This window comes from Caballeronia sp. J97, from assembly GCF_905220305.1.
GTDB lineage: Bacteria > Pseudomonadota > Gammaproteobacteria > Burkholderiales > Burkholderiaceae > Caballeronia.
Genome location: NZ_CAJMZL010000027.1, coordinates 14084 through 37851 on the forward strand (window position 1 = coordinate 14084; position 23768 = coordinate 37851).

Below are 23768 nucleotides of genomic sequence, written 5' to 3' on the forward strand. Positions count from 1 at the left end.
CATATGAACGCAAAGAGTTTCGGCTGGGAATTGGCGAAGAATAGTTTTCTGTTTCCCAAGATACTCGGGGAATACCCGTCCTTTCATGATTCGGCCGTGCAATCCTTTTTCATGCAAAGAGTGAGATCCTCGCATGTGAACGACGAGGGGGAGCCGCTCGCGCCAGGTTGCGAGCGAGATCTGGTCGACCTCACACTCGAAATTCTTCACAACCGATACGGTCCACGGCATGCGAACGATGGCGCCGACTTTCTGGTAACGATCAAGTTGCTGGACATCAAAGCGGGAAACATCGATATTAACGCAATGCTTGAGGAAGCCTGGATCAGGGACATTACTTTGACTCAAGCAACAAGCGGTCTGATCGAGTTTGACCTCAATCCTAATATCGGACTCGACGTTGTTCTGACGTGCAAAGAGATCATCGTCGAATCGATCCGGCCGTATTATCGCTGACACATCATCTCGGACGCGAAGCTAAAAACCTGCGTTGAGGGCCGGCGAAAACAGGCATGCGCAACCACCATACGCAACCTCACTTCGCCGCAGACTTCTGCTGAATCCCACAAGCCTTATACGCATCCTTCTGCAAATCCCGATACTTCTTCGTCTGCGCCTTAGCGCGATCCACCCGAAACTCCGCCCCGCCTTCCCCGCCCAACGCGGCGTATTTGGAAAACGTAGACTGCTCGACGTAATCGTCATAAGTGAGCACCTGCGCGATTTTGTCGATCGCACAAGAGCACTTGTACACGTTGGCGAAGTCGTGCCCGTTATCGTCCATGCACCCGAGCACATACTCCACGCGCCCTTCGGTCGGATAGTCGTGAGTCTTCGCGGGCGCGCCGCCCCCGCCCCCCGTCGCGGCGAGCGAAAAAGGCGAAATCAGCGAGAGGCAAGCGAGCACCGTCAACGCGCAGCAACGTGGGGTCATGCGATGAGCCTCGTGGTTATCGAAAGGAGCAAGCGGCCGGCACGCATCGTCGAAACCCGCACCGGCCAGAGGCCGGATCAGTCCGGCGAGAACGGATGCGACATCGTGCCCTTCTTCGATACTACATCCTTCGCCGACGGCTCGCCCGCCACCGCGCGCGCGATCGCTTCCTTCGTCGCCTGATAGTTGAAGTCGTGGATCTTCTGGTCGTCGTCCGCTTCCCAGTGGATGAACACGCCGACGCAGATGAACACGTCGTCGGCTTCGTCGGCGGGAATCACGCCGCCTTCCACGCTGTCGGCGACCGCCATCGCCACCGCGCGCTGCGCCGGGCCGAACATCTGCACGGCCTGCTTCGCGCCCTTGATCGTCACCTTGTTGAAGAGAATCGTGTTCGGCTTGGTCAGCAGATTCGGCGCGACCACGGCGAGCAGCGACGTGAAACCATCCTTGTTGTTCGTGAGCGCGTTGCAGAACGCGGTCTCGGCTGCGGAACCTCGCGGTCCGATGATCAAGTCGATGTGTGCGACCTCGTTGCCATCGCCGACGAGCGACTCTCCTACCAGGACGCGGTTGATCTTGGCCATGCTGTTCCTCCAGTAATGTGTGGTTCCAGGGACTAGCGACTTGCTCTCGACTCGCGACGGTAAGACCTAAAGCCGCGCAAGGCTCGCGGTTCCACCGGATTGCCGATGCGACCGCTCAACCGCGAACTTCCTAACATGTTCCGTGCCAATTTTTGGTCCGCGCGGGCAGACTTCATGCATGGGTCGATGAGCTCGCCAGCGCGACGAACAGCGTCGCCACCGCGAGGTCCGCGCTCGTGCCGGGATTGATGCCGCGCGCCTTCAGTTCGGCATCCCAGTCGTCGAGCGACGGCGACTCGACGGGACAGCCCGCCATGCGCCACTCCACGCGATGCCGCGCCGCGTCGCGCGTGACACTTTGCGCCACCGCCGCGCCTTGCTTGCGCACTATGTGCGAATCGGGCCAGCCTGCGAGAAACGTCAGGAACACGTCCAGCATCGCGCGATGTTCGGTCGCCGCGCCGGGCGCGCCCGCCACGTCGAGGCCCGCGCCGAAGACATCGGCGAAACCGTTCTCATATTGACGCGCGATGCTGTCGCGATCCGCCGCGAGCGACATCGCGGCTCGCAAGGTCACGGTCGGCGGCGCGTGGACCGGTTGCTCGGGTGCGTCGCCCAGGCCGCCCGGATTGGCGAGCGCGATCGCGCGATAGGCGAGCCGCGCATCGTCGACATCCAGCTCCGCGAGCACGCGTTGCGTGGCCGCGCGCCAGCGCGATGGATCGATCGGCGCATCGGCGTCGAAATGTTCGAGCGCGGCGCACAAGGGCGCGGCGAGCAGCACGATGCCGAGATTCGTATTGCAGCCGACGGCGTCGAAGGTGCGGCGCACGGCGTCGAGTATGCGCGCGCCCACGCGCGCGCCTGGCGAGAAAATGCCCGCCGCCGCGGTGCCCGCGCTCGCGATGAATTGCGCCGACGTCATGTCGTGCCCCGCGCTCGCGATGCTCACGTTGCCGGGCTTTCGCGTCTCCACGTCGAGCCGGCACGCGCGCAGGAACGCGGCGCGCGCGCGTTGCGCGAGCGGTGCGTCAGACGCGTTCATCGCCGCTGGCGAGCGCAAGCGTGCCTTTCGATGCGGCCAGCTTGCGATCGATAAAGTCGTCGACGAGCAGCGCCGCGATATCGACCGGCGTCACCGATTGCAGGCCGCGCCACGCCGCGACGCCGTTCACTTCGAGCACGACCGGCCGTGCGCCCTCCGACGGAATCAGATCGACGCCCGCGTAATCCAGCCCGAGCGCCTGAGTCGCGCGCACGGCGATTTCCGTGAGCGCGGCTGTGAGTTCCGCCGGCTCGCATTTCGCGCCGCGCGCGAAGTTGTGAATCCAGTCGTCACCGCCGACGCGCTTCATCGCCGCGACCGCCCGGCCGCCGATCACGAGCACGCGCCAGTCGAAGCCCGGCGTGCCCGCATCGACATAACGCTGCAGATACGCGACCTGACTGAACGCCCTGAGCGACGGCAAGCTGACACCGGGCTTCTTCAGCCCCTTGCCCTGCGAGCCGAAGAGCGGCTTCATCACGACCTGCCGGCCCGCCGCCGCCTCGCGCATCAGCACGCGCCGCGCATGCGCCGGCGATTCGCCGGCCCACGTCGCGGGCGTCGGCACGCCGTAGCGGTGGAGCAGAAAGCTCGTCATCGACTTGTCGACGCTGCGCTCGATCGCGCGGGCATCGTTATAGACGGGCACGCCGCATTCGCGCAGCGCATGCAGAATGCCGAGCCGCAACGTCACTTGCTCGAAGGTGCCGCCCGCGATGCCGCGCACGAACACCGCGTCGGGCAGCGTGTGGCCGAAGCCGGGAATCGCGAGTCCGTGCGGCTTCCATGTCGTGTCGATGCGGCAATCGGCGAGATCGACGCAACGCGCGTCCACGTCGCGCGCGCGGAACGCTTTTTTCAGGCGGCCGGTGTGCCAGCCGGTTTCATCGGTCATGATGGCGACGCGCAAGCTCATGACGCGCTCCATTGCGCATCGAGCAGCGGTTTGTCGACCTTGCCGCCGTGATACGTCGCGCCGCTTTCGAGACTCGACACCCACGCCTCGGCGGGCGCGAAGAGCGCCGGGTCGATCTGATAGAAGTCGTAGTTGAACGACGTGAAGATGTCCGCGAACGGGCGCCCGTAATCGCGCGCATTGGACGACGGCAATTCGGCGGCGAGGCGTTTCGCGACCGCATCGCTCTTCACGGTCAGATGCACGCGGCCGCCGTAGAGGATCGCGTCGTTGGTGCGGCCCATCGCGGCGATGCCGTCGGGCGCGGGCGGCGGAAGCGGCGCGCTGCCGCTGCCTTCGACGATCTCGGCCAGATCGATCCCGAGCACATGCGTCTTGTGCAGCGCAACTTCGACGACACGCGCGACGACCTGCACCGTGCCCGCGACAGACTGTGTCGGCGTCACGGCGATCACGAGCTTCTCGGGCGCGAGGCCGCAATCGTTGAGCACCTTGTCGATGACGACCTGCGGCGGCAGGCGATCCACTTCCATCACGAGCGCGCCGCGATCGTGGCGGTCGCGATAGCCGAGCTCGTCGAAAAGCGGCTCCTTGCATGCGAGCGCGCGCGCCGGACCCGAGCCGAGCGAAAAGAACTTCTTGCCGCCCGTCTGCTCCTTCGTCGCCGAAAGGCTCCAGCCCGCGTACTGGCTCGCCAGGCACGCGAGCACCGGATTGCTCGTATGAACTTCGATGAAGCCCGGCCACAGCGGCGCGTCGTCGAACGCGACGCGACGCGCGACGCGCCCGAGGCCGCCCATGCAGATGCGCGCGATCAGGACGCCCGCGTCGGCGCTGCCTTTGGCGTTCACGCCCGCATCGACGATGACGGTGCCGGCGTTCGTGCGGGCGATGTCGACATGCAGACGCGCGGCATCGTCGATGAGACGCGCGACGAGCCGCTCGCTCGATGCGTTGACGCTCACCGCGGCATCCGCCTGAAAAGTTGAAGTCATGGTTTCGACAAGGTTTCGATGCGTTGCAGAAGGCGCGCGTGCTCGCGATCCAGCGCGTCGCGCAGATCGGAGAACGCGGGCGCGGACGCCGTCATCGTGCAAACGGGCTGGCCCGCTTCGATGCGCGCGCCGACGAGCGGCACGTCGTGGCACGCGGGATCGTCGAAGCAGGCGTCGCTGAATGCGCGCGATGCGCTGAAGCCATCCTGCGCGAACACGACGCGTTGCCCCGCGTGCAGCGGCGGCGTGCGCGCAGCCGTATTCGGCGTGTGCGGCAGGTCGCCGTGCAGGCACGCGTCCAGATGCGCGCCGATCAGCCCGCGCGGCCACGCGTCGGGCCACGCGGCCTCGTAAAGCGCCATCGTCGATGACGGGCGCGTGTTGATTTCGAGCACGCTGAAGGCATCGCCGTCGAGCAGAAAGTCGATGCTGTTCAGGCCCGTCAAATCCGTTTGCCAGACGATTCTGTCGATGGCTTCGACGATGCGCGCCGCGATGTGCGCGGGCAGGCGCACCGGCCCGAGCGAGCCCGCATGCACGAACGGCAGGCGTCCCGCTTCGACCGTCAGTTGCTCCGCGAAGCCGATCACCGCCGCTTCGCGATGCGCGGCGACGAAGAGCGCGGACATCGATCGGCCTTGCGCGAGCCGCTGAAAATACGCGCCGGCGGGCGTGCGAGCGACGTCGTCGGCCCATTCGATATGCGTGCCGCCGCAGCCGTCGGAGCGCTTCACGAGCCAGCCGCGGCGATCGGCGGGCGGCGTGTAGCGGACTTCCGGATGCGCGATATGCGCGTCGTCGAGCAGCGCGAAAAAGCGCCGCGGATCGCGCACGGCCGCCGCCTGCGCGCCGTTGCCGATGAAGCGCGGCACGCGCGGCGCGCGGCTCAGCTCGCCCGCGAGCGGCTCGAGTCCGCTCGTCACGATGAGGCCGAGCATGCGCGGCAGGCGCGCGGCATGTTCGAGCGCGTCGTAGAGACGCGTCCGGTCGATCGACAGACCGCGGCCGCCGATGTCGAACCACATGCCCGCGTGCTCGCGCGTGTCGCGATCGCCGAAGATATCGAGCGCGACGACATTCAGTCCCGCGCGCGCCGCCGATTGCGTCAGCAGCCGCGCCGACAAACCGGCGACCGCGATGCGCGGCGCGCGGGACAGCTCGCCCGAAATCACGAGCTTTGTCCCGCGACGATCGCGCGGGCTTCGTCGAACGCTTCGGGAAAGCCGAGATAAACGGGCTTGCCGCCCGTGCGCATGCGCAGAAAGAGCCGATGCTCGGCCTGATACTTCACGTTGCCGATCGCGAGCGCGCCGATGCCGACCGCGTCGGCGCGCGCGGCGCCCGCAAGCGGCTTGCCGTCGTCCATCACGTTGACGCCGGCGATGCCTTCGGGCGGCACGGCGTTGACATCGGCGGCGATCAGCAGATTCTTCGCGTGCGCGAGATCGGCGGACGTCATCACCTGCACGCCCGCGACCGCGGTGGCGAACACCACTTCGGCGCGCGCGAGCTCGCGATGCAGCTGATCGGGCGAGCCGGTCGCGACCCCCGAGGTCGCGATATCGAAGCGGCGATTGATCTCGTCGCTGACCTGCGTCGCGCGCGACTGGCTCGAATGGCTCGCGACGGCGACATCCGCTCCGAGCGATGCGGCCATCGCCGCCGCCACGCGTCCGACCGCGCCGGTGCCGCCGAGAATGAGCAGACGCTTGCCGCCGAGATCGACGGAATGCGCGGCGCGCAGATGCTTTTCCGCGAGCGCGACGAGCGCGGCGGCGGTCGTGTACGCGCCGCTCGGATCGGCGAAGACGGAGACTTCGAAGGGCGGGACCATCGCGTTGCGGGCTTTTTCGAGCATGTCGGCGGCGAGCATCACGTCGCGTCCGCCGATGAAGATGCCGGTGCGCGACACGCCTTTCGGCCCGCGCGAGAAGATCGCGTCCTGCGTGAGTTGCACGACGCTGTCTTCGTCGACATTGCAGTAGGGCACGAGGATCTGATAGCCCGCGTCGGCGGCCATGTTCACGTCGAACGGGCTCATTTGCGGCGTGCTGGTGAACATGTGCAGGACGTAGGGTCTTTCGGTGGCTTCGGGCATGGCGATGAACTCGTTGGCGTGTTGATGTCGATGTCGCTTGAATCTGTCGATGTGCTCTCGTGCTCAGGCCGCGTTCGCGCCGTGATGACGGTGACCGGCCGCGCGCCACGTCGCGCCGCGATTGCGTCCCGAGGCAATCGTGAGCGTGAGCGGCGTGCCCGGCGAGACGCGCTGCGCGGTGGCGCGCGCGCGCTCGGCGTCCTGCGCGCTCGCGACGAACGCGAAGCCGACCGGGCCCCACGACGTTTGTCCGATGCCCGCCTTCTGCTCGGCGGCGACGGCTTCGAGCGCGCGCGCGACCGCCGGGCTCGCGAATACGCCGCCTTGCACGGGCGCGAAGTATTCGCCGATGGTTTGCTGCAGGTCGCAGATGGCGTCGGCGAAGGTGTCGAAGTCGCTTTCCGCGACGGCGGGCAGGACGCGCATCAGCACCAAATGAGACAGATGTGCGGCGAGCGTCGCTGGGAAGGGCGCGAGCGACGCGAGGCCGCGCTTTTCTTCGTCGCCGTGCAGGCCTTCGCGCGAGGTGTCGTCGATGAGCAGGACGCGCCATGCTTCGGGGAACGGCTGACGCGCGATGAGCGGCGGCAGTTTCGTGGCCGACGCGTGGCGCAGGTCGCGGCCGCCGTCGACGATCAGGCCGCCGTGATCGAAGCCATGTATGCCGATGCCGGAGCGCGCGCCGCGTGTGAGGATTCTCGCGATATCGGCGGTGTTCGTGTCGTGGCCTTGTACGCGGGCGAATGCGGTGCCGAGCGCCAGCGCCAGTTGTGTGCCGGAGCCGAGGCCCGTGTGGGCGCGCGGTGTTTCGTGTACTTCGATGTCGATCGTCGAGGGCGCGCCTAGCGCTTTCTCCAGTTGCTCGAGGTGCCGCTCGATGCGGTCGCGCTGGGCATCGCTCGTGACGCCTTCGATCATCGCGTTGCGCCGCGAGGCGGGGGCTTGCCGGGCGGTGATGCGCGTGCCGTGGGCATCGATCGCAAGGCCTACGCTGCCGAAGGCGCGGCCCAGAGAACCGTTCGGGTCGATGAAGCCGAGATGCAGGCGCGCAGGCGATTCGACTGTGATCGCCGAGGGCGGCGATAAGCGTCCGGGGGAGGTCGGCATCGGGATTGGCTTCCTGTTTGGAGGAATCTTTTTTGGGGCTTTGGGGTTAGGCAAATCCTGTACCAGGGAGGGGTTTGGTTTTTTTCGCCGGGTCCCGTATTCGTGGTGGTCTATTAGCACTGCCCCTGTGCGGGGCGGCAGTCACTTTCTTTGCTGCTGCAAAGAAAGTAACCAAAGAAAGCAGCTATCCCCATCCAAAGTACCTCACACCGGCCGCGGCACAGGCGATTGGCCTAATGGTCCGCCAGTAGCGAGTGCCCCCGCAAGCAGAACACGGCTTGGACCGCGCACGGTCCGACGAGCCAGTACCTTGAGGACGCTGGTTCAGCACAAAAGAGCATCGGCACAGCGCTACGCGCTGCCGCCGGGCCCACAAGGGAAACCGACGAGAAGCATGCGCGGTGAGATGGAAGTGTTAGCAAAGAAGCACGCGCCGACCCGATGGACCGGTCGGCCGCGAAGCGGGCCGGCGCTATTTCGTGCTGAACCCGCAAGGATTGCGGTGCGATGAGACGGACCGTGCGCGATCCAAGCGGTGTTCTGCTTGTGAGGGCACTCGCTACAGGCGGGCCATTAGGCCAATCGCCTGTGCCGGGGCCGGTGTGAGGTACTTTGGATGGGGATAGCTGCTTTCTTTGGTTACTTTCTTTGCAGCAGCAAAGAAAGTGACTGCCGCCCCGCACAGGGGCAGTGCTAATAGACCACCAAAAAATCGGGATCCGGCGAAAAAAACTCAACCCCAAACCCTAGTCATACTTGATATAGCGGAATCGCTGATCATCCGAAGGCGTGCCCTCGAGCGGCCCATCCTCCTTACCGGGTTGCCACTGAATAACTTCTTCGATCTTCGAAGCCAGAGCAAAATCCTTATCGGTGATGCCCTTAGCCGAATGCGTCTTCAGCTTGACGATGACGAAAGCATAAGAAACCGTAAGGTCCGGATGATGCCACGCGGCCTCCGCAAGATGCCCCACGGTATTGACCACCATCAGCGTTCCCTTCCAGCTCTCCGTCTTGAACTTGCGCCTGAGCCACCCATCCTCGACATACCAGTGCTTGAGCACGCCAGTCAGACGCTGCTGGATTTCCTCGTCGGAATAAACCTTTTCGGCTTGAGCCATGGCGAAGCCTCCAAATAGAAGAATGCGTCAGCAAGTCCAAGTATGCGCCAAGAAAACATGCTGCATCGCGCCATGTCACGCGGCCCGCTTACGTGTTCCATGCAGTTCACTTTTTCGCGTATTTGACACAGTATGTGTCGCCACCCGACATCGACCCGCCCGCACGCGACACCATTCCCCGTCAAATTCCCGATTTGAAGCAGCACGAGTTAAACCGGCATGGAATATGCAATTGGCCTCTCTACGCAAGCGGCCGGCTACGCACCGGACGAGGCGCAGCTCGTTACCTGCATTTGAAGGCGCGCACGATGCAACCTGGTAGCGTGGTCATCCCTGGGTCGGAGGCATCACCATTCTGGAGGAGACATGAACTTACGCACCCTGGTTCTTGGACTGGCGGTGGTCGCGACGGCTGGCCTGAATTCATATGTGGCCCAGGCCGACTCGCAACTCGACAGCCTGATCAAGAATCCCTCGAACTGGGCGGCGCAAGCGGGCGATTACTCGAATCACCGCTATAGCACGCTCAAGCAAATCAACGAAAACAACGTCGGCAAGCTACAGGTTGCCTGGACCATGTCGACTGGCGTGCTGCGCGGCCATGAAGGCTCGCCGCTCGTTATCGGCGACACGATGTATATCCACTCGCCATTCCCCAACAAGGTTATCGCCATCAACCTGAAGGATCAGACCTTCATCTGGCAATACCAGCCGAAGCAGGATCAGCAAGTTATCTCGGTGATGTGCTGCGATACGGTCAACCGTGGCCTCGCATACGGCGACGGCAAGATCTTCCTCCAGCAAGCCGACACCAAGCTCGTCGCGCTCGACGCAAAAACCGGCGACGTCGTCTGGACCGCGCAAAACGGTGATCCGAAGAAAGGCGAAACCAACACCAACGCGCCGCACGTTTTCGGCGACAAGGTGCTGACCGGCATCTCGGGCGGTGAGTTCGGCGTGCGCGGACGGATCATCGCGTACAACATCAAGGACGGCAAGGAGGTCTGGAAGGCCTATAGCACCGGCCCCGACAATGAAATGCTGATGGACCCGCAGGCGACCATGACCTGGACCGACGGCAAGATGGCGCCGGTCGGCACGGACTCGTCGCTCAAGAGCTGGCAGGGCGATCAGTGGAAGTACGGCGGCGGCACGACGTGGGGCTGGTACGCATGGGATCCAAAGCTCAACCTTGTGTACTACGGCTCGGGCAATCCGGGCACGTGGAACCCGACGCAGCGTCCGGGCGACAACAAGTGGTCAATGACGATCTTCGCGCGTGATCTCAACACGGGCAAGGCGAAGTGGGTCTATCAGATGACGCCTCACGACGAGTGGGACTATGACGGCGTCAACGAGATGATCCTCTCCGACCTGAACATCGGTGGCAAGAACGTGCCGGCGATCGTTCACTTCGACCGCAACGGCTTCGGCTATACGCTGAATCGCGATACCGGCGAACTGCTCGTCGCGCAGAAGTACGACCCGGCGGTGAACTGGGCCGATAGCGTCGATCTGAAGAGCGGCCTGCCGATTCGCAATGCGAGCTACTCGACGCAGAAGGCCGGTCCCGATCACAACGTGAAGAACATCTGCCCCGCGGCGCTCGGCTCGAAGGATCAGCAGCCGGCTGCATTCGACCCGGGCTCGAAGCTGTTCCTCGTGCCGACGAATCACGTCTGCATGGACTACGAGCCGTTCCAGGTCGACTACGTGTCGGGTCAGCCGTTCGTCGGCGCGACGCTCTCGATGTATCCGGGTCCGAACGAGAACGGCGCGATGGGCAACTTCATCGCGTGGGATGCCGCGAAGGGCAAGATCGTATGGTCCAAGCCGGAGAAGTTCTCGGTGTGGTCCGGTGCGCTCGCGACCGCCGGTGGCGTCGTGTTCTACGGCACGCTTGAAGGCTATATCAAGGCTGTGCGCATCAAGGACGGCAAGGAGCTGTGGAAGTTCAAGACGCCGTCGGGGATCATCGGCAACGTGTTCACGTACCAGTACCAGGGCAAGCAGTATGTCGGCGTGTATTCGGGCATCGGCGGCTGGGCCGGCATCGGCATGGCGGCAGGTCTCGAGAAGTCGACGGAAGGCCTGGGCGCGGTCGGCGGCTACAAGGAGCTCGCAAAGTACACGGCTCTCGGCGGCACGCTCTTCGTGTTCGCGATTCCCGGCGGTTGATCCTCCCGTTTGACGCGCATGAGTCGATGCGTGATGCGTGGCGGCCGCAACGGCCGCCGCGCCGAAATACCCCTATATACAAGACATGTTCAAGGAGTCAGACGTATGAAAGGCCGATCACTCTTGCTGCTGACGATGACGCTCGCCGCCTCGTCCGCTTCCTTTGCACAGACGCCGCCCTCGATGCCTGCGCAATTGAAGCCCGTCGCGTACAAGGTCGTCGATGGCAACAAGGTAGACAGCGACACGCTGCAGGGCTGGAAGACCTGGCGCGCGCTTGCGTGCGAACGCTGTCACGGGGCGAAGCAGGAAGGGATGGTCGGCCCGTCGCTGATCGATGCTTTCAAGACGCTGGACAAGAACGAGTTTCATCGGACCGTATTCGGCGGGCGCGTGGACAAGGGCATGCCCGATTTCAGCGCGAGCCAGATGATGCAAAAGAACTGGGAGAACCTCTATTCCTATCTGAAGGGGCGCTCCGACGGCAAGATCAACCCGGGCGATCTGCAGGCAATCGATGCAAAATGAGGACGTTGCACAGCCGGTCGACGGCTGGCGTCCGATGATTGCTCTCATACCCGGAGGTGTCGATGTCTGATCGCAATGCAAGCCGCGCCGCTTCGTTTCGATTCGCAGCCGCGTTATGCGCGGCATTCGCGACGTTCTCGGCGCAACACGCGCTCGCGCAAGGCGCGGGCGGCCCGCCGCCCAATCTGCCGAACAATGATGGCGCGGACGGCGTGCTGCGCGTGTGCGCGGATCCGAACAACATGCCGCTCTCGAACAAGAAGGGCGAAGGTTATGAGAACAAGATCGCGAGCCAGATGGCGAACGATTTCGGCTATAAGCTCGAATACACCTACTGGCCGCAACGCATGGGTTTCGTGCGCAACACGCTGCGCGAAAAGGTGCCTCAGACAGAGCGCTTCAAATGCGATCTGATCATCGGCGTGCCGAAGGGTTATGAGCTGACAGCCACGACGCGTCCCTATCTGCATTCCACGTACGCAATGGTGTTCCCGAACAAGCCCGAATACGCGAGCATCAAAGCGCCGTCGGATCTGATGAATCTGCCGCCCGATCAACTGAAGAAGATGAAGCTCGGCATTTTCGTGAAGAGTCCTGCGGTGGACTGGTTGCTCAGTCATAACCTGATCGATCAGGCTGTGTCTTATCAGGGGCAAAGCGGCGATCCGGAAGCTTTTCCGGGCGAGATGATCGAGCGCGATCTGGCGCAAGGCCAAGTCGATGCGGCTTTCGTATGGGGGCCGATCGCGGGTTATTTCGCCAATCGTTCGGACAACAAGGTGCGCCTCGTGCCGTTTCCGGCGGGTCAGCCGATCCGCTTCGACTACGAGATTTCGATGGGCGTGCGTTACGGCGAGAAGGCATGGCGCGACAAGGTCGATAACTGGATCGCGTCGAATCAGCCGAAGATCGATCAGATTCTCTCGACCTATCAGGTTCCGTTGCTGCCGTTGCAGCCGGCCAGCGCGCAATGAAGCGGACATTCGGCGGTTCTCTTTGCGCGTGGGTTTTCGCGCTGGGCGGCGCGATGTCTTTCGGCGCGATGGCCGCGGATGCGCCGCCGGCTTCGTCGCCTGCCGCGGACATCAAGCCGGCCGAGCAGTTGCTTTTCATGCAGCCGCATATGAACGGTGTCGAGCCGCAGACCGAGCTCGATTATGCGGTGGATTATTCGGGGCCGCCGTCGAAGGTGAACGATATGTTGCGCGTGCTCGTCGTGAGTCCGGGCAATAGCAAGAACGACGCGAAAGTGAGCGATCGAACGGGCAGCGTCAATGTGCCGGGCGGGCTGCCGTGCAATCCGGCGATCATCTATTTTCTCGAGCACGATATCGCGGAGATGGAGCAACTGACGGGCGGTCAGCGGCGCTATTTTCAGCAGCGCGTACGGCTGGCGCTCGCGGCGGGGCCTGCGATTACGCCGGTGTCGAGCGAGTCGCTCGGTCTCGGAAAGCATGCTAAGGCTCAGCAGATCGTCATTCAACCGTATTTGAACGATCCGAATGCGGAACGGTTCACCAAGTATCTTGGCAAGCGCTATACGTTTGTCATGGCGGATGATGTGCCTGGGCGGTTGCTGATGATTCGCACTGAAGTGCCGGGTGAGGGGAATGATTTCGTGCATCCGTTGCAGAAGGAGACGATTGCTTATCAGGGGATGGTCAAGAATATGAATGCGCCGGGGAAGGGCCCGAATGCGCCTCGGGCTAGTCGGTGATGGGTGGTTTTGGGTTTTTTGGGTTTTTTGGGTTTTTGCTTTCGCTGGATCCCGATTTTTTAGTGGTCTATTAGCACTGCCCCTGTGCGGGGCGGCAGTCACTTTCTTTGCTGCTGCAAAGAAAGTAACCAAAGAAAGCAGCTTCTCCCATCCAAAGTACCTCACACCGGCCGCGGCACAGGCGATTGGCCTAATGGTCCGCCCGTAGCGAGTGACCCCGCAAGCAGAACACGGCTTGGCTCGCACACGGTCCGACGAACCACTACTTTGAGGGCGCTGGTTCAGCACGAAACAGCATCGGCACAGCGCTACGCGCTGCCGCCGGGCCCACAAGGGAAACCAGCGGGCTGCGCATGCAGTGAGATGGAAGCGTTAGCAAAGAAGCACGCGCGGACCCGATGGACCCATCGGCCGCGAAGCGGGCCGGCGCGATTTCGTGCTGAACCCGCAACGATTGCGGTGCGACGAGGCGGATCGTGCGCGATCCAAGCGGTGTTCTGCTTGTGAGGGCACTTGCTACGGGCGGGCCATTAGGCCAATCGCCTGTGCCGGGGCCGGTGTGAGGTACTTTGGATGGGAGAAGCTGCTTTCTTTGGTTACTTTCTTTGCAGCAGCAAAGAAAGTAACTGCCGCCCCGCACAGGGGCAGTGCTAATAGACCGACGCGAATGCAGGATTGCATAGAACCCCAAACCACCCCAACCCATTACCAACCCCCCCCCGTGAATTTCATCCGTTCCCTCACGCTGCGTCAGCTGCAAATCTTCGTGATAGCCAGCCGCTGTCCGAGCTTCGCACGCGCCGCCGAGGAACTGCATCTCACGCAGCCAGCCGTATCGATGCAAATCCGTCAACTCGAAGAAGCCATCGGTCTGCCTCTGTTCGAACGCGTCGCGCGGCGTCTCGCGCTGACCGAAGCCGGCGAAAGGCTGTCGCATCACGCCACCCGCATTCTGGGCGAAATCAAGGACGCCGAAGACGCGATGATGTCGCTCACGCAAGCCGACAGCGGTTCGATCGCGGTGAGCATCGTCAGCTCGGCGACATACTTCGCGCCCAAGCTGCTCGCGCTCTACAGGCAGCAGTATCCGAAAGTCGATGTCCACTTCTCCGTCGGCAACCGCGAAACGCTGCTGCGTTTGCTGCAGGACAACGCGACCGATCTCGCCATCATGGGCCGCCCGCCGCCCGAACTCGGTACGACGGCCGAACCGCTCGCCTATCATCCGCATGTGATCGTCGCGCCGCTCTCGCATCCGTTGCGTCATGCAAAGGGATTCGACTTGCAGGAACTCGCGAACGATACCTTCCTGTTGCGTGAGCCCGGCTCGGGCACGCGCGCAGTGGCGGAGCATGTGTTTCGCCAAAACCTGTTCGTGCCCGCGCGCAGCGTCACGCTGGGCAGCAATGAAACCATCAAGCAAGCGGTGATGGCGGGCATGGGCGTGAGCCTCATCTCACTGCATACGCTCTCGCTCGAACTGCGCACCGGCGAAATCGCCGTGCTCGACGTGAACGGCACGCCCGTCGAACGGACCTGGCAACTCGTGCATTCGCGCTCCAAACAACTCTCGCCGACCTGTCTCGCGTTTCGCCGCTTTCTCCTCGAACACGCCGAGCCATTCCTCGAGCGCGAATACGCGCAGTTCGGCTTGCGCCGGCCCAGGCGTCTCGCCGAAGCAAGCAGCGCCCGATGAAGCTCGCATCGGCCTCGTGTCGCGTCGTGTTCTTCATACTATTCGCAGGCGCGACGGTCGCGCGCGGCGAGACCGCGCTATCGGTCACGCAGGTCGCGCCGGGCAACTACGCGCATCGCGGTCACGACGATGTCGCCACGCCCGAGAACGGGGGCGATATCGCGAACGTGGGCTTCATCGTCGGAACGCGCTGCGTCGCGGTAATCGACACAGGCGGCACGCTCGCGGAAGGCCGCGCGCTGCGCGCCGCAATACGCGCGGTTACGCCGCTGCCGGTCTGCTACGTCATCAACACGCACATGCATCCGGATCACATCTTCGGCAATGCGGCTTTCAAGGACGATCATCCGCAATTCGTCGGCAGCGCGACGCTCGCGCAGGCCGAGGCCGCGCGCGCGGACAACTACATGCGCGCGCTGAAGCGCGAGCTGGGTAGCGTGGCGGCCGGCAGCGAGATCGTCGCGCCGACGAAGACCATCGACGGCACGGGCACGCTCGATATCGGCGGACGCACGCTCACGCTGCGCACATGGAAAACCGCGCATACCAACAACGACTTGACGGTATACGATGAGAAGAGCGGCACGTTGTGGACGGGCGATCTTCTGTTCGTGCGCTGCATTCCTGTTGTCGATGGCAGCGTGGTCGGCTGGCTCGACGATATCGAGCGCATTCGCCAGATGAATCCGCGTCACGTCGTGCCCGGACACGGTCCGCTCGATCCGCCGTGGCCGCAAGCGCTCGACGCCGAGGCGCGCTATCTCGCGGATCTGGCGCGCGATGTGCGTGCGGCCATCAAGAAGGGCGAAACCATCGGGCAGGCCGTCGACAGCATCGGTCTCGAAGAAAAGGACAAGTGGCTTCTCTTCGACATGTACCACCGTCGCAATGTCACGGCCGCCTATGCGGAGCTGGAGTGGGAGCAGTAGTGCTGCACTGGAGGGACATCATGAAGACAGCATGGTCCGGCGTTCGCGCGATGACGATCGCGAGTCTCGCCGCCGCGGCGCTCGCGCCCTATGCCGCGCAGGCGGCGCAGCCGGAAGACGATCCCGACAAGGTGGCGCGCTGGCTCGACTTCAAGGAAGGCACGTTCAAGGGCCGTGCGATCGACACGCACGGCGACGCCGTCATCAAGCTCGACGCGCCCGCGCGCGCGGCCGACGCCGCCGTCGTGCCGATCGCGATCAACGCGCAATTCCCGCAGACGCCCACGCATTACATCAAGAAGGTCTATCTCTTCATCGACGAGAATCCGGAGCCTTATGCGGGGTCGTTCGAATTCACGCCGGAATCGGGACTCGCGTCGATCGAAACGCGCGTGCGCGTGGAGGACTACACCTTCATGCGGGCAATCGCGGAAACCAATGACGGCAAGCTCTATAGCGCGGTTCGCTTCGTGAAGGCATCGGGCGGCTGTTCCGCGCCCGCCGACAAGGACGAAGACGCCGCCGAGCGCGCGGCGGGACAGGTCAGGCTTCAGACCGAAGGGCAGGCCGTGACGGGCAAGCCCGCGCTTGCGCAAGTGATGGTGCGTCATCCGAACCGAACCGGCATGGCGATGAACCAGGTCACGCGCAACTACGCAACGGCGTATTTCATTCGCAAGGTTTCGATTACGTATGCGGATAAGCCGGTGATGACCGCGAACGTGAATTTCTCGATCAGCGAGAACCCGAATTTCCGCTTCTATTTCGTACCGGGCGGCAAAGGCGAACTGAAGGCGTTCATCGAAGACACGAAGAACAAGCACTGGGACGGCGCCGTGGCAGTCGACGCGCAACCCGGCGGCGCGCAAACATCGGCGATGAAATGACGGCGCGCGGCTTGCGAACGCTGGTCTGCACGCTGCTCCTCGTCCTGAGCACGCTCGCGCACGCGGCGATGAGCGGCATGCCCGCGCCCGTCGCGATCGCGCCGGGCGTGTACGCGTTCATCGGCGACAGCGATGCCGTCGCGCCCGCGAATCATGGCATCGTTGCGAACAACGGTTTCATCGTCGGAGAGGATGGCGTCACGGTGATCGACACGGGGCCTTCCTATCGCTATGGCCGCGCGATGATCGAAGCGATCCGCAAGGTCACGCCGTTGCCGGTGAAGCTCGTCATCATCACGCATCAGGCGCCCGAGTTCGTGTTCGGCGCGGCTGCGTTCCGCGATGTCGACGTCCCGATTCTCGCGCACGCACGCACCGCGCAACTGATTCGCGAGCGCTGTTCGATCTGCCTCGCGAATCTGCGCAAGACCCTCGGCGAAGACGAAATGGCGGGCTCGCGCGTGACCGTGCCCGATAAAACAGTGAACGGGACGACGGAGATCGAAAGCGGCGGGCGCAAGCTGCAACTGCTGCATTTCGGCCCCGCCAGCACGCCCGGCGATCTCGCCGTGCTCGACACGCAAACCGGTGTGCTGTTCGCAGGCGGGCTCGTTTCGAACGGTCGCATACCGGAATTGCGCAACGAACAGATTTCCGGCTGGCTTGCAGCGCTGGAGAACCTTCGCGCGCTCGACCTGAAGACGGTCGTGCCCGGCTTCGGCGCAACCTTGCGCGGCGACGACATCCTGCAGACAGGCGCGTATCTGCGCGCGCTCGAAGCATCGGTGAAGCGCGCGTATGCGAGCGGCGTCGGCCTCACCGAGGCGATGCACACCGTGCAGGTGCCCGCTTTCAAAGACTACAAGCTCTATGCGATCGCGCAGCCGCAGAACGTGCAGCGCATCTATCTGCAACTGGAAAAGCAGTAGCGCGTTGCCGCAATGTTCTTTCCGATGCCGTACAACCACCAGGAGACTCGACGATGGCCCAGCTCGTAGCGCTATACAAGACCCCGTCCGACCCGAAGGCATTCGACGAATACTATGCATCGACTCACGCGCCGCTCGCGAAGACGCTGCCGGGCTTGCGGCGTTATGAGATCAGCACGGGACCGGTCGCGACAGCGTCGGGGGATTCGCCCTACTACCTCGTTGCGCTGCTGGAATTCGATTCGATGGAAGCGATCAAGACCGCACTCAATTCGCCCGAAGGCCAGAAAACCGCCGGCGATCTCGCCAACTTCGCGCAAGCCGGCGTCGAGCTATTGATGTTCGATGCGAAAGAAGCCTGACCACGCCTCATGCCTTCGGAGATGCGCGCGCATCTCCGAAGCGCCATCGCATTTCATCAGTACATTCCCCTGCAGCAAGACCCGCATCGTCGAATGGAGATGTTGCGCGGTTTTGTATCCATCGATATATAATCCGTTCTGTATCGGACGATATAAAACATCCGTCCGTTGAATCGATGGAGCTGGATCATGGCGCGACCGCGCAATTTCGACGAGGACAGCGTGCTCGATGCCGTTGCCGAGGCGTTCTGGACGCACGGCTACGAAGGCACGTCCACGCGCGACCTCGTGCAGTACACCGGGCTCACGCAACCGAGCCTCTATAACGCATTCGGCGACAAGCGCGCGCTCTTTCTGCGCGCGCTCGATCACTATCTCGAACACACCTTGCGCGAGCGCATTCAGCGTCTCGAATCGACGATGACGCCCGACCGGGCCATTTCTGCGTTCTTTCGCGAGATCGTCGAACGCTCGGTGTCGGACGAGCATCGACGCGGCTGCATGCTGGTGAACGCGGCGCTCGGCGTGTCGCCGGAGGACGAGGAATTTCGCGAGCTCATCGCCGAGGAAATATCGTTGATGCGCGCGTTCTTCGAACGCTGCATGAAGGCCGGGTTGAAGAGCGGCGATATCGAACGCGTGATGCCGGCTGATGCTGCCGCCACGAGCCTGCTCGCCGTGCTGCTCGGCGTGCGCGTGCTGGCGCGCGTCGACCCGAAGCCTGCGTTGCTGAGCGGCGCCGTCGCGCCGACGCTCGCGATGCTGAAGTTGCCGCCACTCGGACAGCCCGTGGCCAGGCGCTAGGTCCATCGATTTTTTTCACGTCACGTTGTCCGGCCGCGTGCATGCTCGCCCGGCCGCGGGAGTCGTCATCATGTCGGATCAAACGGCATCGGCCATGCGCGCCGATCAACCCGCTTCACTCGATGTCCGCACGTTCTTCGCGATGCTCGCGGGCTTTTGCGCGAGTCTCGTCGCGATCGGCCTTGCGCGCTTTGCTTACACGCCGCTCATTCCGCCGCTGATCGAAGCGCACTGGTTCACGTCGTCGCAGGCGGTGACGCTCGGCGCCGCCAACTTCGCGGGCTATTTCGCGGGCGCGCTCTTCGGTCGAGCGATCGCCAACGCACTCACGAATCGTCACGCGTTGCGTCTTCTCATGCTGATCGCGACAGCCGCGTTCTTCGCTTGCGCGTTTCCGTTGTCGATCGCGTGGTTCTTCGCGTGGCGGTTTCTCTCGGGCCTTTCGGGCGGGGCGATCATGGTGCTCGTCGCAACGACGATCCTGCCGCACATTCCCCCTGCGCGACGCGGCTTCGCGAGCGGCATGATCTTCGTCGGGCTGGGCTTCGGCATTGCGGCATCGGGCACGCTTGTTCCGCGGCTCCTGCATCACGGCCTGCACGATACATGGATGGGCCTCGGCGTGTTCTCGCTCATGCTGACCGCGATCGCGTGGTTCGGCTGGCCCGCGTCGAATCCACCCGCTGTCGCGGCGCCGCGCGCGTCGGCGCATTCGAGCGCGTACGGCGGCGCGCGTCTGCGGCTGCTGTATGCGCAATACGCGGCGAATGCGCTCGGGCTCGTGCCCGTGATGATTCTGCTCGTCGACTGCATCGCGCGCGGCTATGGTAGAGGTGCCGAAACGGGCGCGAGCTATTGGGTGCTCTATGGCGTCGCGGCGATTTCCGGGCCGCTCATCTGCGGGAATGCGGGCGATCGCATTGGCTTCGGCAGGGCTTATCGCCTTGCGTTGCTGTTGCAGGCGTGCGCGGTGACGTTGCTGGCCTTATCGGGGAATGCGTATGTGATGGGCCTCGCGACGGTTGCGCTCGGCATCTCGACGACCGGCATCGTGCCGCTCGCGCTCGGCCGCGTGCATGAGCTGTTGCCGCACGATCACGCGGAGCAACGCGCGGCATGGAGCCGGGCGACATCGGCGTTCGCGCTGTGTCAGGCGCTCGCGGGTTATGGCTATTCGTACCTGTTCTCGCATACGCATAACGACTACGCGCTGATCTTCGCGTGCGGAGCGTCGGCGCTCGCGATCGCGTTCATCGCGGATCTCGTCGTGAATCGCACGCGAGCGGCGAGTTAATCGATGCGGCCGGAGGGCGGATCACCCGATTCGATTTCCGGGTCGGCCACGCTCAGGTCTTCGCGCCGATGGTTGATCATGAGAAACACGCTCATCAGCACGAGAAACGCGACGACGAGCATCGTCGCATTGATGAGGACGCGCTCATAGCCCAGCTCCGCGACGTTGATGAACGGATAGGGATAGAAATCGGAGAAGCTTCCGCGCCACAGCGTGATGCAAAGATAAGAGAGCGGATAGACGAGCCAGAGCGCGCATCGTCGCCATGAAAGATGAAAGCGCGGCACGAACAGGAACCAGTACAAGGCAGCCAGCGCCGGCACGACGGTATGCAGCGATTCGTTGACGAGCGCGCGATAACCCGAGGGCGTCCATAGATAGCGCAGCAACGCGTTATAAGCGATGCCGACGAAGACGATATACACGACGACCGCCGTCACGACGGTCGGCTTGCGAAAGAAGCGCGCGATGGGAAATTGCGCGCGCGTCGCGACGCAGGTAAAGCAGAACGCGGTCAGCAGCACGGTCAGATTCGTCAGATAGCTGCTCATGCGGGCAAGGCCGTCGAACACGGTAAAGCCGCGATTGACGAGGCGCGCGACGGTGATATCCGTCTGCGCCGCGAACGCGAGCCACGCGATCATCGCGATGGCAGCGGCGACGGCGAGCGAGGCTGTGCTGGGCGTGTGAAGCGGCAACTCGGGCGCTCGCCGCGAAGGTGTGCGGGATTCATTCGACATGACGCCATTTTACGTGCGCGCGTTCATGGTCGACAAAGCGGGCGCGGCCGCAGTGGATGCGGACGCGCTCGCCTGGCAGTGCTGTATCAACGATCCGCGAGCTTCCCCGAAATCGAGCGCACCGCGAATGCGCCGACGATCATGAAAGCCGCGACCGCATAGAGGCCGATGCTGTTGTTATGCGTCGTCACGTTCAACCAGCCGACCATGTAGGGCGACACGAAACCGGCGAGATTGCCGACACAATTGATCCCCGCAATGCCCGCCGCCGCCGATGTGCCCGCGAGAAACGCGGCCGGAATGCCCCAGAACAATGACAGCGCCGACAGAATCCCCGCGGCGGCGACCGATAGCGCAATCACCGCGAGCACCGGCTGATGTCCGACATAACCGCTCGCCGCAAAGCCGATCGCGCCGATCACGAGCGCCACCGAAAAATGCATGCGACGCGTGCGGAATCGGTCGGCGCTCATGCCGGTGAGGATGATCGCCGGAATCGCGACGAGATAGGGCACCGCCGAAAGCCAGCCGATCATTTCGATATTCGTGAGGCCGCTGTCCTTGATGATCGAGGGCAGCCAGAAGCTGATGCCATAGAGACCGATGATCTGGCAGAAGTAGACGCCACACAGCTTCCAGATGTTGACGTCCGCGAGGAACGCGCGCGCGTCGTGATGGGCGGTCTTGTCCGCTTCCTCGCGTTCGACCGCATGCGTGACGAGACGCTTTTCATCATCGCTGAGCCATTTCGCCTGACTCGGCCTGTCGACCATCAACCACAGCACCATCACGCCGACGACGAACGCCGGTATCGCCTCGATCAGGAACAGCCATTGCCATGCGGCCATCACGCCCGAATGGCTGAACGCTGAGAGAATCCAACCGGACAGCGGCCCGCCGACGATGCCCGCGAGGGGGATCGCGATGTAATACACGCCATATGCGAAACCGCGCTTCCGTGCCGGAAACCAGTACGTGAGATAGAGCATGATGCCCGGCGAGAAGCCTGCTTCGGCGACGCCCAGCAGAAAGCGCACGACATAGAACTGGAAGGGTGTCTTCACGACGAGCGTGAGCGCGGAGATGATCGCCCACGTGATCATGATGCGCGCGATCCAGCGCCTCGCTCCCACGCGATGCAGGATCAGATTGCTCGGCACTTCGAAGATGAAATAGCCGATGAAGAAGATGCCGGCGCCCAGACCGTAGACCGCATCGGAGAACCCGAGATCGGACAGCATTTGCAGCTTCGCGAAGCCGACGTTCACGCGATCCAGGTAATTGCAGAGATAGCACAGCACGATGAACGGCATGATGCGCCATGTGATCTTGCGGTACACGTCCGACGTGCCGGACTGCGCGACACCTAGCGTTTCACTGATTTGGCTCATGTCTCCTCCGTCGCCCTTTGCCGGGCGTTGAGAGTGCGAAGCGCCCGGGCCATCGCATGGTCCGGGCGCGCAAGGGAATCAAAGAACGTGCATGTCGTTAGCTGGCGAGCTTCTGCGCAAGCACTTCCAGCTTCATCTCGGCCCGGAAGATATCTTCCATTTCGCGGCGCACGCGCACCGATTCCTTGTTCGCGTCGTACGCGACATCGCTCCAGCGCACGGGTTGTCCGGCCGCGACCGGACGTTGCAGCACCACGTTATGCGCAAGGCCGATGGGCAATGCGCCCTGGATCAGCGAATCGGCGGCGGGCATCAGCCTGCCGTAGACCGTATGGCCGCCTTCTCCGTCGAGACGCTCGCCCGCGCGCAGATCGCGTTTGGCGGTAGCGGCCACGTCGCCGTGAAAGCCCGAGGTCGCGCCGGTCGCTTCACCGCGCACGGCGATGCTCGCGATCGATTGACCGAGCTCGAGGCCGATCAGGTGATAGGGCTTGTACATCGCGGCGAAGCGGCCCGTGCTGTCGGTCTTGAGGCCGTATTGCGCGAAGCAGTCGCGCACGTAGTCGGTGGGCGCTTCGAACACGGCGTACACGCCCCAGCGCAGATCGCGGAATACGGGACGTCCATCGCGTTCGAGCGACGACACCACTTCGACGCTGCCGCGATGCGTGAGGATGCCGCCGTCGGATGCGGGGCGCAGCAAGGTCGGCAGATCATCGACGCCGCATGCGGGGAACGCGAGGCCATCGGCGGGCGGGCGCAGATCGCAGGCATTCGAGACGGCCGCCATTTCGAGCGCGGATTTCGTGCCGTCGAGGAACGAGTTGAACATCTGCGCATTGAAGTCGCCCGAGCCGACCTGTTCTTCGGTGAACCCGTAATGGCCCCAGACGGTATCGGGCGTCGATTGATGATAGATCGGCAGGTACTTCGTGCCCTTGCCCGCGCAGATCACCTCCATGCCGATGGTGCGCGCCCAGTCGACGAGTTCCGCGATGAGCGCGGGCTGATCGCCCGAAGCCATCGAGTAGATGATGCCCGCTTCTTCGGCGCGTCGCGCGAGCAGGGGGCCGGCGAGCACGTCCGCTTCGACGTTGACCATCACGATGTGCTTGCGATGCTTGCAGCACAGCAGTGCGTGATGAATGCCCGCGGCGGGGCTGCCCGTCGCGTCGATGACGATATCGACGTGATCGCTCGCGATCATCGCGTCGGCATCGTCGGTGATGAAGGTCGAGCCGTCGGCTCGCGCTTCGCTCCACGAGCGCGCGGCGTAGCGCGCTTCTTCCCAGCCGACGCGTTTGAGCGATGCGCGCGCGCGATCGGGCGAAAGATCGGCGACACCGACCAGATGAATGCCCGGCGTGCGCGGCGCCTGCGACAGATACATGGAGCCGAATTTTCCTGCGCCGATCAGACCGACCTTGACCGGCTTGCCTTCCTGCGCACGGGCCTTGAGTTTCGCGATGAGCGACATGCTGTGTGTCTCCTGATTGGTGCGTGGCTGCGT

At 63.5% G+C, this 23768-nt stretch carries 24 protein-coding genes; 12 read left to right on the top strand and 12 right to left on the bottom strand.

Annotation, left to right across the window (positions count from 1 at the left end; genetic code table 11):
- Positions 1–3: 3 nt before the first annotated feature.
- Positions 4–456 (top strand): Imm50 family immunity protein, encoded by a 453-nt coding sequence (locus U4Y90_RS27125; protein ID WP_321799248.1) that lies wholly within the window; start codon positions 4–6, stop codon positions 454–456.
- Positions 457–535: 79 nt separating this feature from the next.
- Here U4Y90_RS27125 and U4Y90_RS27130 read toward each other — a convergent pair whose 3' ends face one another.
- The 9 genes from U4Y90_RS27130 to U4Y90_RS27170 all read right to left on the bottom strand — a co-directional run bounded on the left by U4Y90_RS27130 (position 536) and on the right by U4Y90_RS27170 (position 8803).
- The gene (locus U4Y90_RS27130; protein ID WP_321799250.1) at positions 536–934 is read right to left on the bottom strand and encodes a hypothetical protein; all 399 of its coding nucleotides are present in this window, start codon (positions 932–934) and stop codon (positions 536–538) included.
- Positions 935–1011: 77 nt separating this feature from the next.
- The gene (gene fae / locus U4Y90_RS27135) at positions 1012–1521 is read right to left on the bottom strand and encodes a formaldehyde-activating enzyme (RefSeq protein ID WP_321799251.1); all 510 of its coding nucleotides are present in this window, start codon (positions 1519–1521) and stop codon (positions 1012–1014) included.
- Between the two features lie 172 nt (positions 1522–1693).
- Entirely contained in the window at positions 1694–2566 is an 873-nt protein-coding gene (locus U4Y90_RS27140; protein ID WP_321799253.1) for a triphosphoribosyl-dephospho-CoA synthase, read from the bottom strand.
- Positions 2553–3482 carry a RimK family alpha-L-glutamate ligase gene (locus tag U4Y90_RS27145; RefSeq protein ID WP_321799255.1) on the bottom strand — a complete coding sequence of 310 codons (930 nt, stop codon included), beginning with the start codon at positions 3480–3482 and terminating at the stop codon, positions 2553–2555. The genes U4Y90_RS27140 and U4Y90_RS27145 overlap by 14 nt, the downstream gene beginning before the upstream one ends.
- Positions 3479–4477, bottom strand: a complete 999-nt coding sequence (gene mch / locus U4Y90_RS27150; RefSeq protein WP_321799256.1) for a methenyltetrahydromethanopterin cyclohydrolase — start codon at positions 4475–4477, stop codon at positions 3479–3481. The genes U4Y90_RS27145 and mch overlap by 4 nt, the downstream gene beginning before the upstream one ends.
- Positions 4474–5649 carry an ATP-grasp domain-containing protein gene (locus tag U4Y90_RS27155; protein ID WP_321799257.1) on the bottom strand — a complete coding sequence of 392 codons (1176 nt, stop codon included), beginning with the start codon at positions 5647–5649 and terminating at the stop codon, positions 4474–4476. The genes mch and U4Y90_RS27155 overlap by 4 nt, the downstream gene beginning before the upstream one ends.
- On the bottom strand, positions 5646–6575 hold the full coding sequence (locus U4Y90_RS27160) for an NAD(P)-dependent methylenetetrahydromethanopterin dehydrogenase (protein WP_321799259.1): 930 nt from the start codon (positions 6573–6575) through the stop codon (positions 5646–5648). The genes U4Y90_RS27155 and U4Y90_RS27160 overlap by 4 nt, the downstream gene beginning before the upstream one ends.
- A gap of 63 nt (positions 6576–6638) precedes the next feature.
- Complete coding sequence (locus U4Y90_RS27165; protein ID WP_321799261.1) at positions 6639–7682, bottom strand: beta-ribofuranosylaminobenzene 5'-phosphate synthase family protein; 1044 nt, start codon at positions 7680–7682, stop codon at positions 6639–6641.
- Positions 7683–8428: 746 nt separating this feature from the next.
- Positions 8429–8803: a 4a-hydroxytetrahydrobiopterin dehydratase gene (locus tag U4Y90_RS27170; RefSeq protein ID WP_321799263.1), complete on the bottom strand. Its 375-nt coding sequence runs from the start codon at positions 8801–8803 to the stop codon at positions 8429–8431.
- Between the two features lie 366 nt (positions 8804–9169).
- Here U4Y90_RS27170 and U4Y90_RS27175 point away from each other — a divergent pair, with 366 nt between their 5' ends.
- From U4Y90_RS27175 to U4Y90_RS27225, 11 genes are all read left to right on the top strand, one after another.
- On the top strand, positions 9170–10981 hold the full coding sequence (locus U4Y90_RS27175; RefSeq protein ID WP_321799264.1) for a methanol/ethanol family PQQ-dependent dehydrogenase: 1812 nt from the start codon (positions 9170–9172) through the stop codon (positions 10979–10981).
- Between the two features lie 105 nt (positions 10982–11086).
- The gene (locus U4Y90_RS27180) at positions 11087–11509 is read left to right on the top strand and encodes a c-type cytochrome (protein WP_321799266.1); all 423 of its coding nucleotides are present in this window, start codon (positions 11087–11089) and stop codon (positions 11507–11509) included.
- A gap of 62 nt (positions 11510–11571) precedes the next feature.
- Complete coding sequence (locus tag U4Y90_RS27185) at positions 11572–12483, top strand: substrate-binding domain-containing protein (RefSeq protein WP_321799268.1); 912 nt, start codon at positions 11572–11574, stop codon at positions 12481–12483.
- Positions 12480–13226 (top strand): hypothetical protein, encoded by a 747-nt coding sequence (locus tag U4Y90_RS27190; RefSeq protein ID WP_321799270.1) that lies wholly within the window; start codon positions 12480–12482, stop codon positions 13224–13226. The genes U4Y90_RS27185 and U4Y90_RS27190 overlap by 4 nt, the downstream gene beginning before the upstream one ends.
- Positions 13227–13947: 721 nt before the next feature.
- Positions 13948–14922, top strand: a complete 975-nt coding sequence (locus tag U4Y90_RS27195; protein ID WP_321799271.1) for a LysR family transcriptional regulator — start codon at positions 13948–13950, stop codon at positions 14920–14922.
- On the top strand, positions 14919–15851 hold the full coding sequence (locus U4Y90_RS27200; RefSeq protein ID WP_321799272.1) for a quinoprotein relay system zinc metallohydrolase 2: 933 nt from the start codon (positions 14919–14921) through the stop codon (positions 15849–15851). Before U4Y90_RS27195 ends, U4Y90_RS27200 begins: the two co-directional genes overlap by 4 nt.
- A 20-nt stretch (positions 15852–15871) precedes the next feature.
- On the top strand, positions 15872–16738 hold the full coding sequence (locus tag U4Y90_RS27205) for a quinoprotein dehydrogenase-associated SoxYZ-like carrier (RefSeq protein ID WP_321799274.1): 867 nt from the start codon (positions 15872–15874) through the stop codon (positions 16736–16738).
- An 11-nt stretch (positions 16739–16749) separates the two neighbouring features.
- Complete coding sequence (locus tag U4Y90_RS27210) at positions 16750–17667, top strand: MBL fold metallo-hydrolase (protein ID WP_321799275.1); 918 nt, start codon at positions 16750–16752, stop codon at positions 17665–17667.
- A gap of 53 nt (positions 17668–17720) precedes the next feature.
- Entirely contained in the window at positions 17721–18029 is a 309-nt protein-coding gene (locus U4Y90_RS27215; RefSeq protein ID WP_321799277.1) for an EthD family reductase, read from the top strand.
- A gap of 189 nt (positions 18030–18218) precedes the next feature.
- Positions 18219–18833 carry a TetR/AcrR family transcriptional regulator gene (locus tag U4Y90_RS27220; RefSeq protein WP_321799278.1) on the top strand — a complete coding sequence of 205 codons (615 nt, stop codon included), beginning with the start codon at positions 18219–18221 and terminating at the stop codon, positions 18831–18833.
- A gap of 70 nt (positions 18834–18903) precedes the next feature.
- The gene (locus U4Y90_RS27225) at positions 18904–20127 is read left to right on the top strand and encodes a YbfB/YjiJ family MFS transporter (protein ID WP_321799279.1); all 1224 of its coding nucleotides are present in this window, start codon (positions 18904–18906) and stop codon (positions 20125–20127) included.
- Here U4Y90_RS27225 and U4Y90_RS27230 read toward each other — a convergent pair.
- The 3 genes from U4Y90_RS27230 to U4Y90_RS27240 all read right to left on the bottom strand — a co-directional run bounded on the left by U4Y90_RS27230 (position 20124) and on the right by U4Y90_RS27240 (position 23735).
- On the bottom strand, positions 20124–20867 hold the full coding sequence (locus U4Y90_RS27230) for a Pr6Pr family membrane protein (protein WP_321799281.1): 744 nt from the start codon (positions 20865–20867) through the stop codon (positions 20124–20126). The two genes, U4Y90_RS27225 and U4Y90_RS27230, sit on opposite strands and share 4 nt — an antisense overlap.
- Before the next feature lie 86 nt (positions 20868–20953).
- Complete coding sequence (locus U4Y90_RS27235) at positions 20954–22258, bottom strand: MFS transporter (protein ID WP_321799282.1); 1305 nt, start codon at positions 22256–22258, stop codon at positions 20954–20956.
- A gap of 97 nt (positions 22259–22355) precedes the next feature.
- On the bottom strand, positions 22356–23735 hold the full coding sequence (locus tag U4Y90_RS27240) for an NAD(P)H-dependent oxidoreductase (RefSeq protein ID WP_321799284.1): 1380 nt from the start codon (positions 23733–23735) through the stop codon (positions 22356–22358).
- Between the last annotated feature and the right edge of the window lie 33 nt (positions 23736–23768).

Excerpts from the sequence above, each read along its gene's own strand:
- U4Y90_RS27125 (WP_321799248.1), top strand. The coding sequence starts at position 4 with ATGAACGCAAAGAGTTTCGGCTGGGAATTGGCGAAGAATAGTTTTCTG.
- mch (WP_321799256.1), bottom strand. The coding sequence starts at position 4,477 with ATGACTTCAACTTTTCAGGCGGATGCCGCGGTGAGCGTCAACGCATCG.
- U4Y90_RS27145 (WP_321799255.1), bottom strand. The coding sequence starts at position 3,482 with ATGAGCTTGCGCGTCGCCATCATGACCGATGAAACCGGCTGGCACACC.
- U4Y90_RS27215 (WP_321799277.1), top strand. The coding sequence starts at position 17,721 with ATGGCCCAGCTCGTAGCGCTATACAAGACCCCGTCCGACCCGAAGGCA.
- U4Y90_RS27185 (WP_321799268.1), top strand. The coding sequence starts at position 11,572 with ATGTCTGATCGCAATGCAAGCCGCGCCGCTTCGTTTCGATTCGCAGCC.
- U4Y90_RS27160 (WP_321799259.1), bottom strand. The coding sequence starts at position 6,575 with ATGCCCGAAGCCACCGAAAGACCCTACGTCCTGCACATGTTCACCAGC.
- fae (WP_321799251.1), bottom strand. The coding sequence starts at position 1,521 with ATGGCCAAGATCAACCGCGTCCTGGTAGGAGAGTCGCTCGTCGGCGAT.
- U4Y90_RS27220 (WP_321799278.1), top strand. The coding sequence starts at position 18,219 with ATGGCGCGACCGCGCAATTTCGACGAGGACAGCGTGCTCGATGCCGTT.
- U4Y90_RS27225 (WP_321799279.1), top strand. The coding sequence starts at position 18,904 with ATGTCGGATCAAACGGCATCGGCCATGCGCGCCGATCAACCCGCTTCA.
- U4Y90_RS27190 (WP_321799270.1), top strand. The coding sequence starts at position 12,480 with ATGAAGCGGACATTCGGCGGTTCTCTTTGCGCGTGGGTTTTCGCGCTG.
- U4Y90_RS27140 (WP_321799253.1), bottom strand. The coding sequence starts at position 2,566 with ATGAACGCGTCTGACGCACCGCTCGCGCAACGCGCGCGCGCCGCGTTC.
- U4Y90_RS27130 (WP_321799250.1), bottom strand. The coding sequence starts at position 934 with ATGACCCCACGTTGCTGCGCGTTGACGGTGCTCGCTTGCCTCTCGCTG.
- U4Y90_RS27180 (WP_321799266.1), top strand. The coding sequence starts at position 11,087 with ATGAAAGGCCGATCACTCTTGCTGCTGACGATGACGCTCGCCGCCTCG.
- U4Y90_RS27170 (WP_321799263.1), bottom strand. The coding sequence starts at position 8,803 with ATGGCTCAAGCCGAAAAGGTTTATTCCGACGAGGAAATCCAGCAGCGT.
- U4Y90_RS27165 (WP_321799261.1), bottom strand. The coding sequence starts at position 7,682 with ATGCCGACCTCCCCCGGACGCTTATCGCCGCCCTCGGCGATCACAGTC.
- U4Y90_RS27200 (WP_321799272.1), top strand. The coding sequence starts at position 14,919 with ATGAAGCTCGCATCGGCCTCGTGTCGCGTCGTGTTCTTCATACTATTC.
- U4Y90_RS27175 (WP_321799264.1), top strand. The coding sequence starts at position 9,170 with ATGAACTTACGCACCCTGGTTCTTGGACTGGCGGTGGTCGCGACGGCT.
- U4Y90_RS27230 (WP_321799281.1), bottom strand. The coding sequence starts at position 20,867 with ATGTCGAATGAATCCCGCACACCTTCGCGGCGAGCGCCCGAGTTGCCG.
- U4Y90_RS27205 (WP_321799274.1), top strand. The coding sequence starts at position 15,872 with ATGAAGACAGCATGGTCCGGCGTTCGCGCGATGACGATCGCGAGTCTC.
- U4Y90_RS27235 (WP_321799282.1), bottom strand. The coding sequence starts at position 22,258 with ATGAGCCAAATCAGTGAAACGCTAGGTGTCGCGCAGTCCGGCACGTCG.
- U4Y90_RS27240 (WP_321799284.1), bottom strand. The coding sequence starts at position 23,735 with ATGTCGCTCATCGCGAAACTCAAGGCCCGTGCGCAGGAAGGCAAGCCG.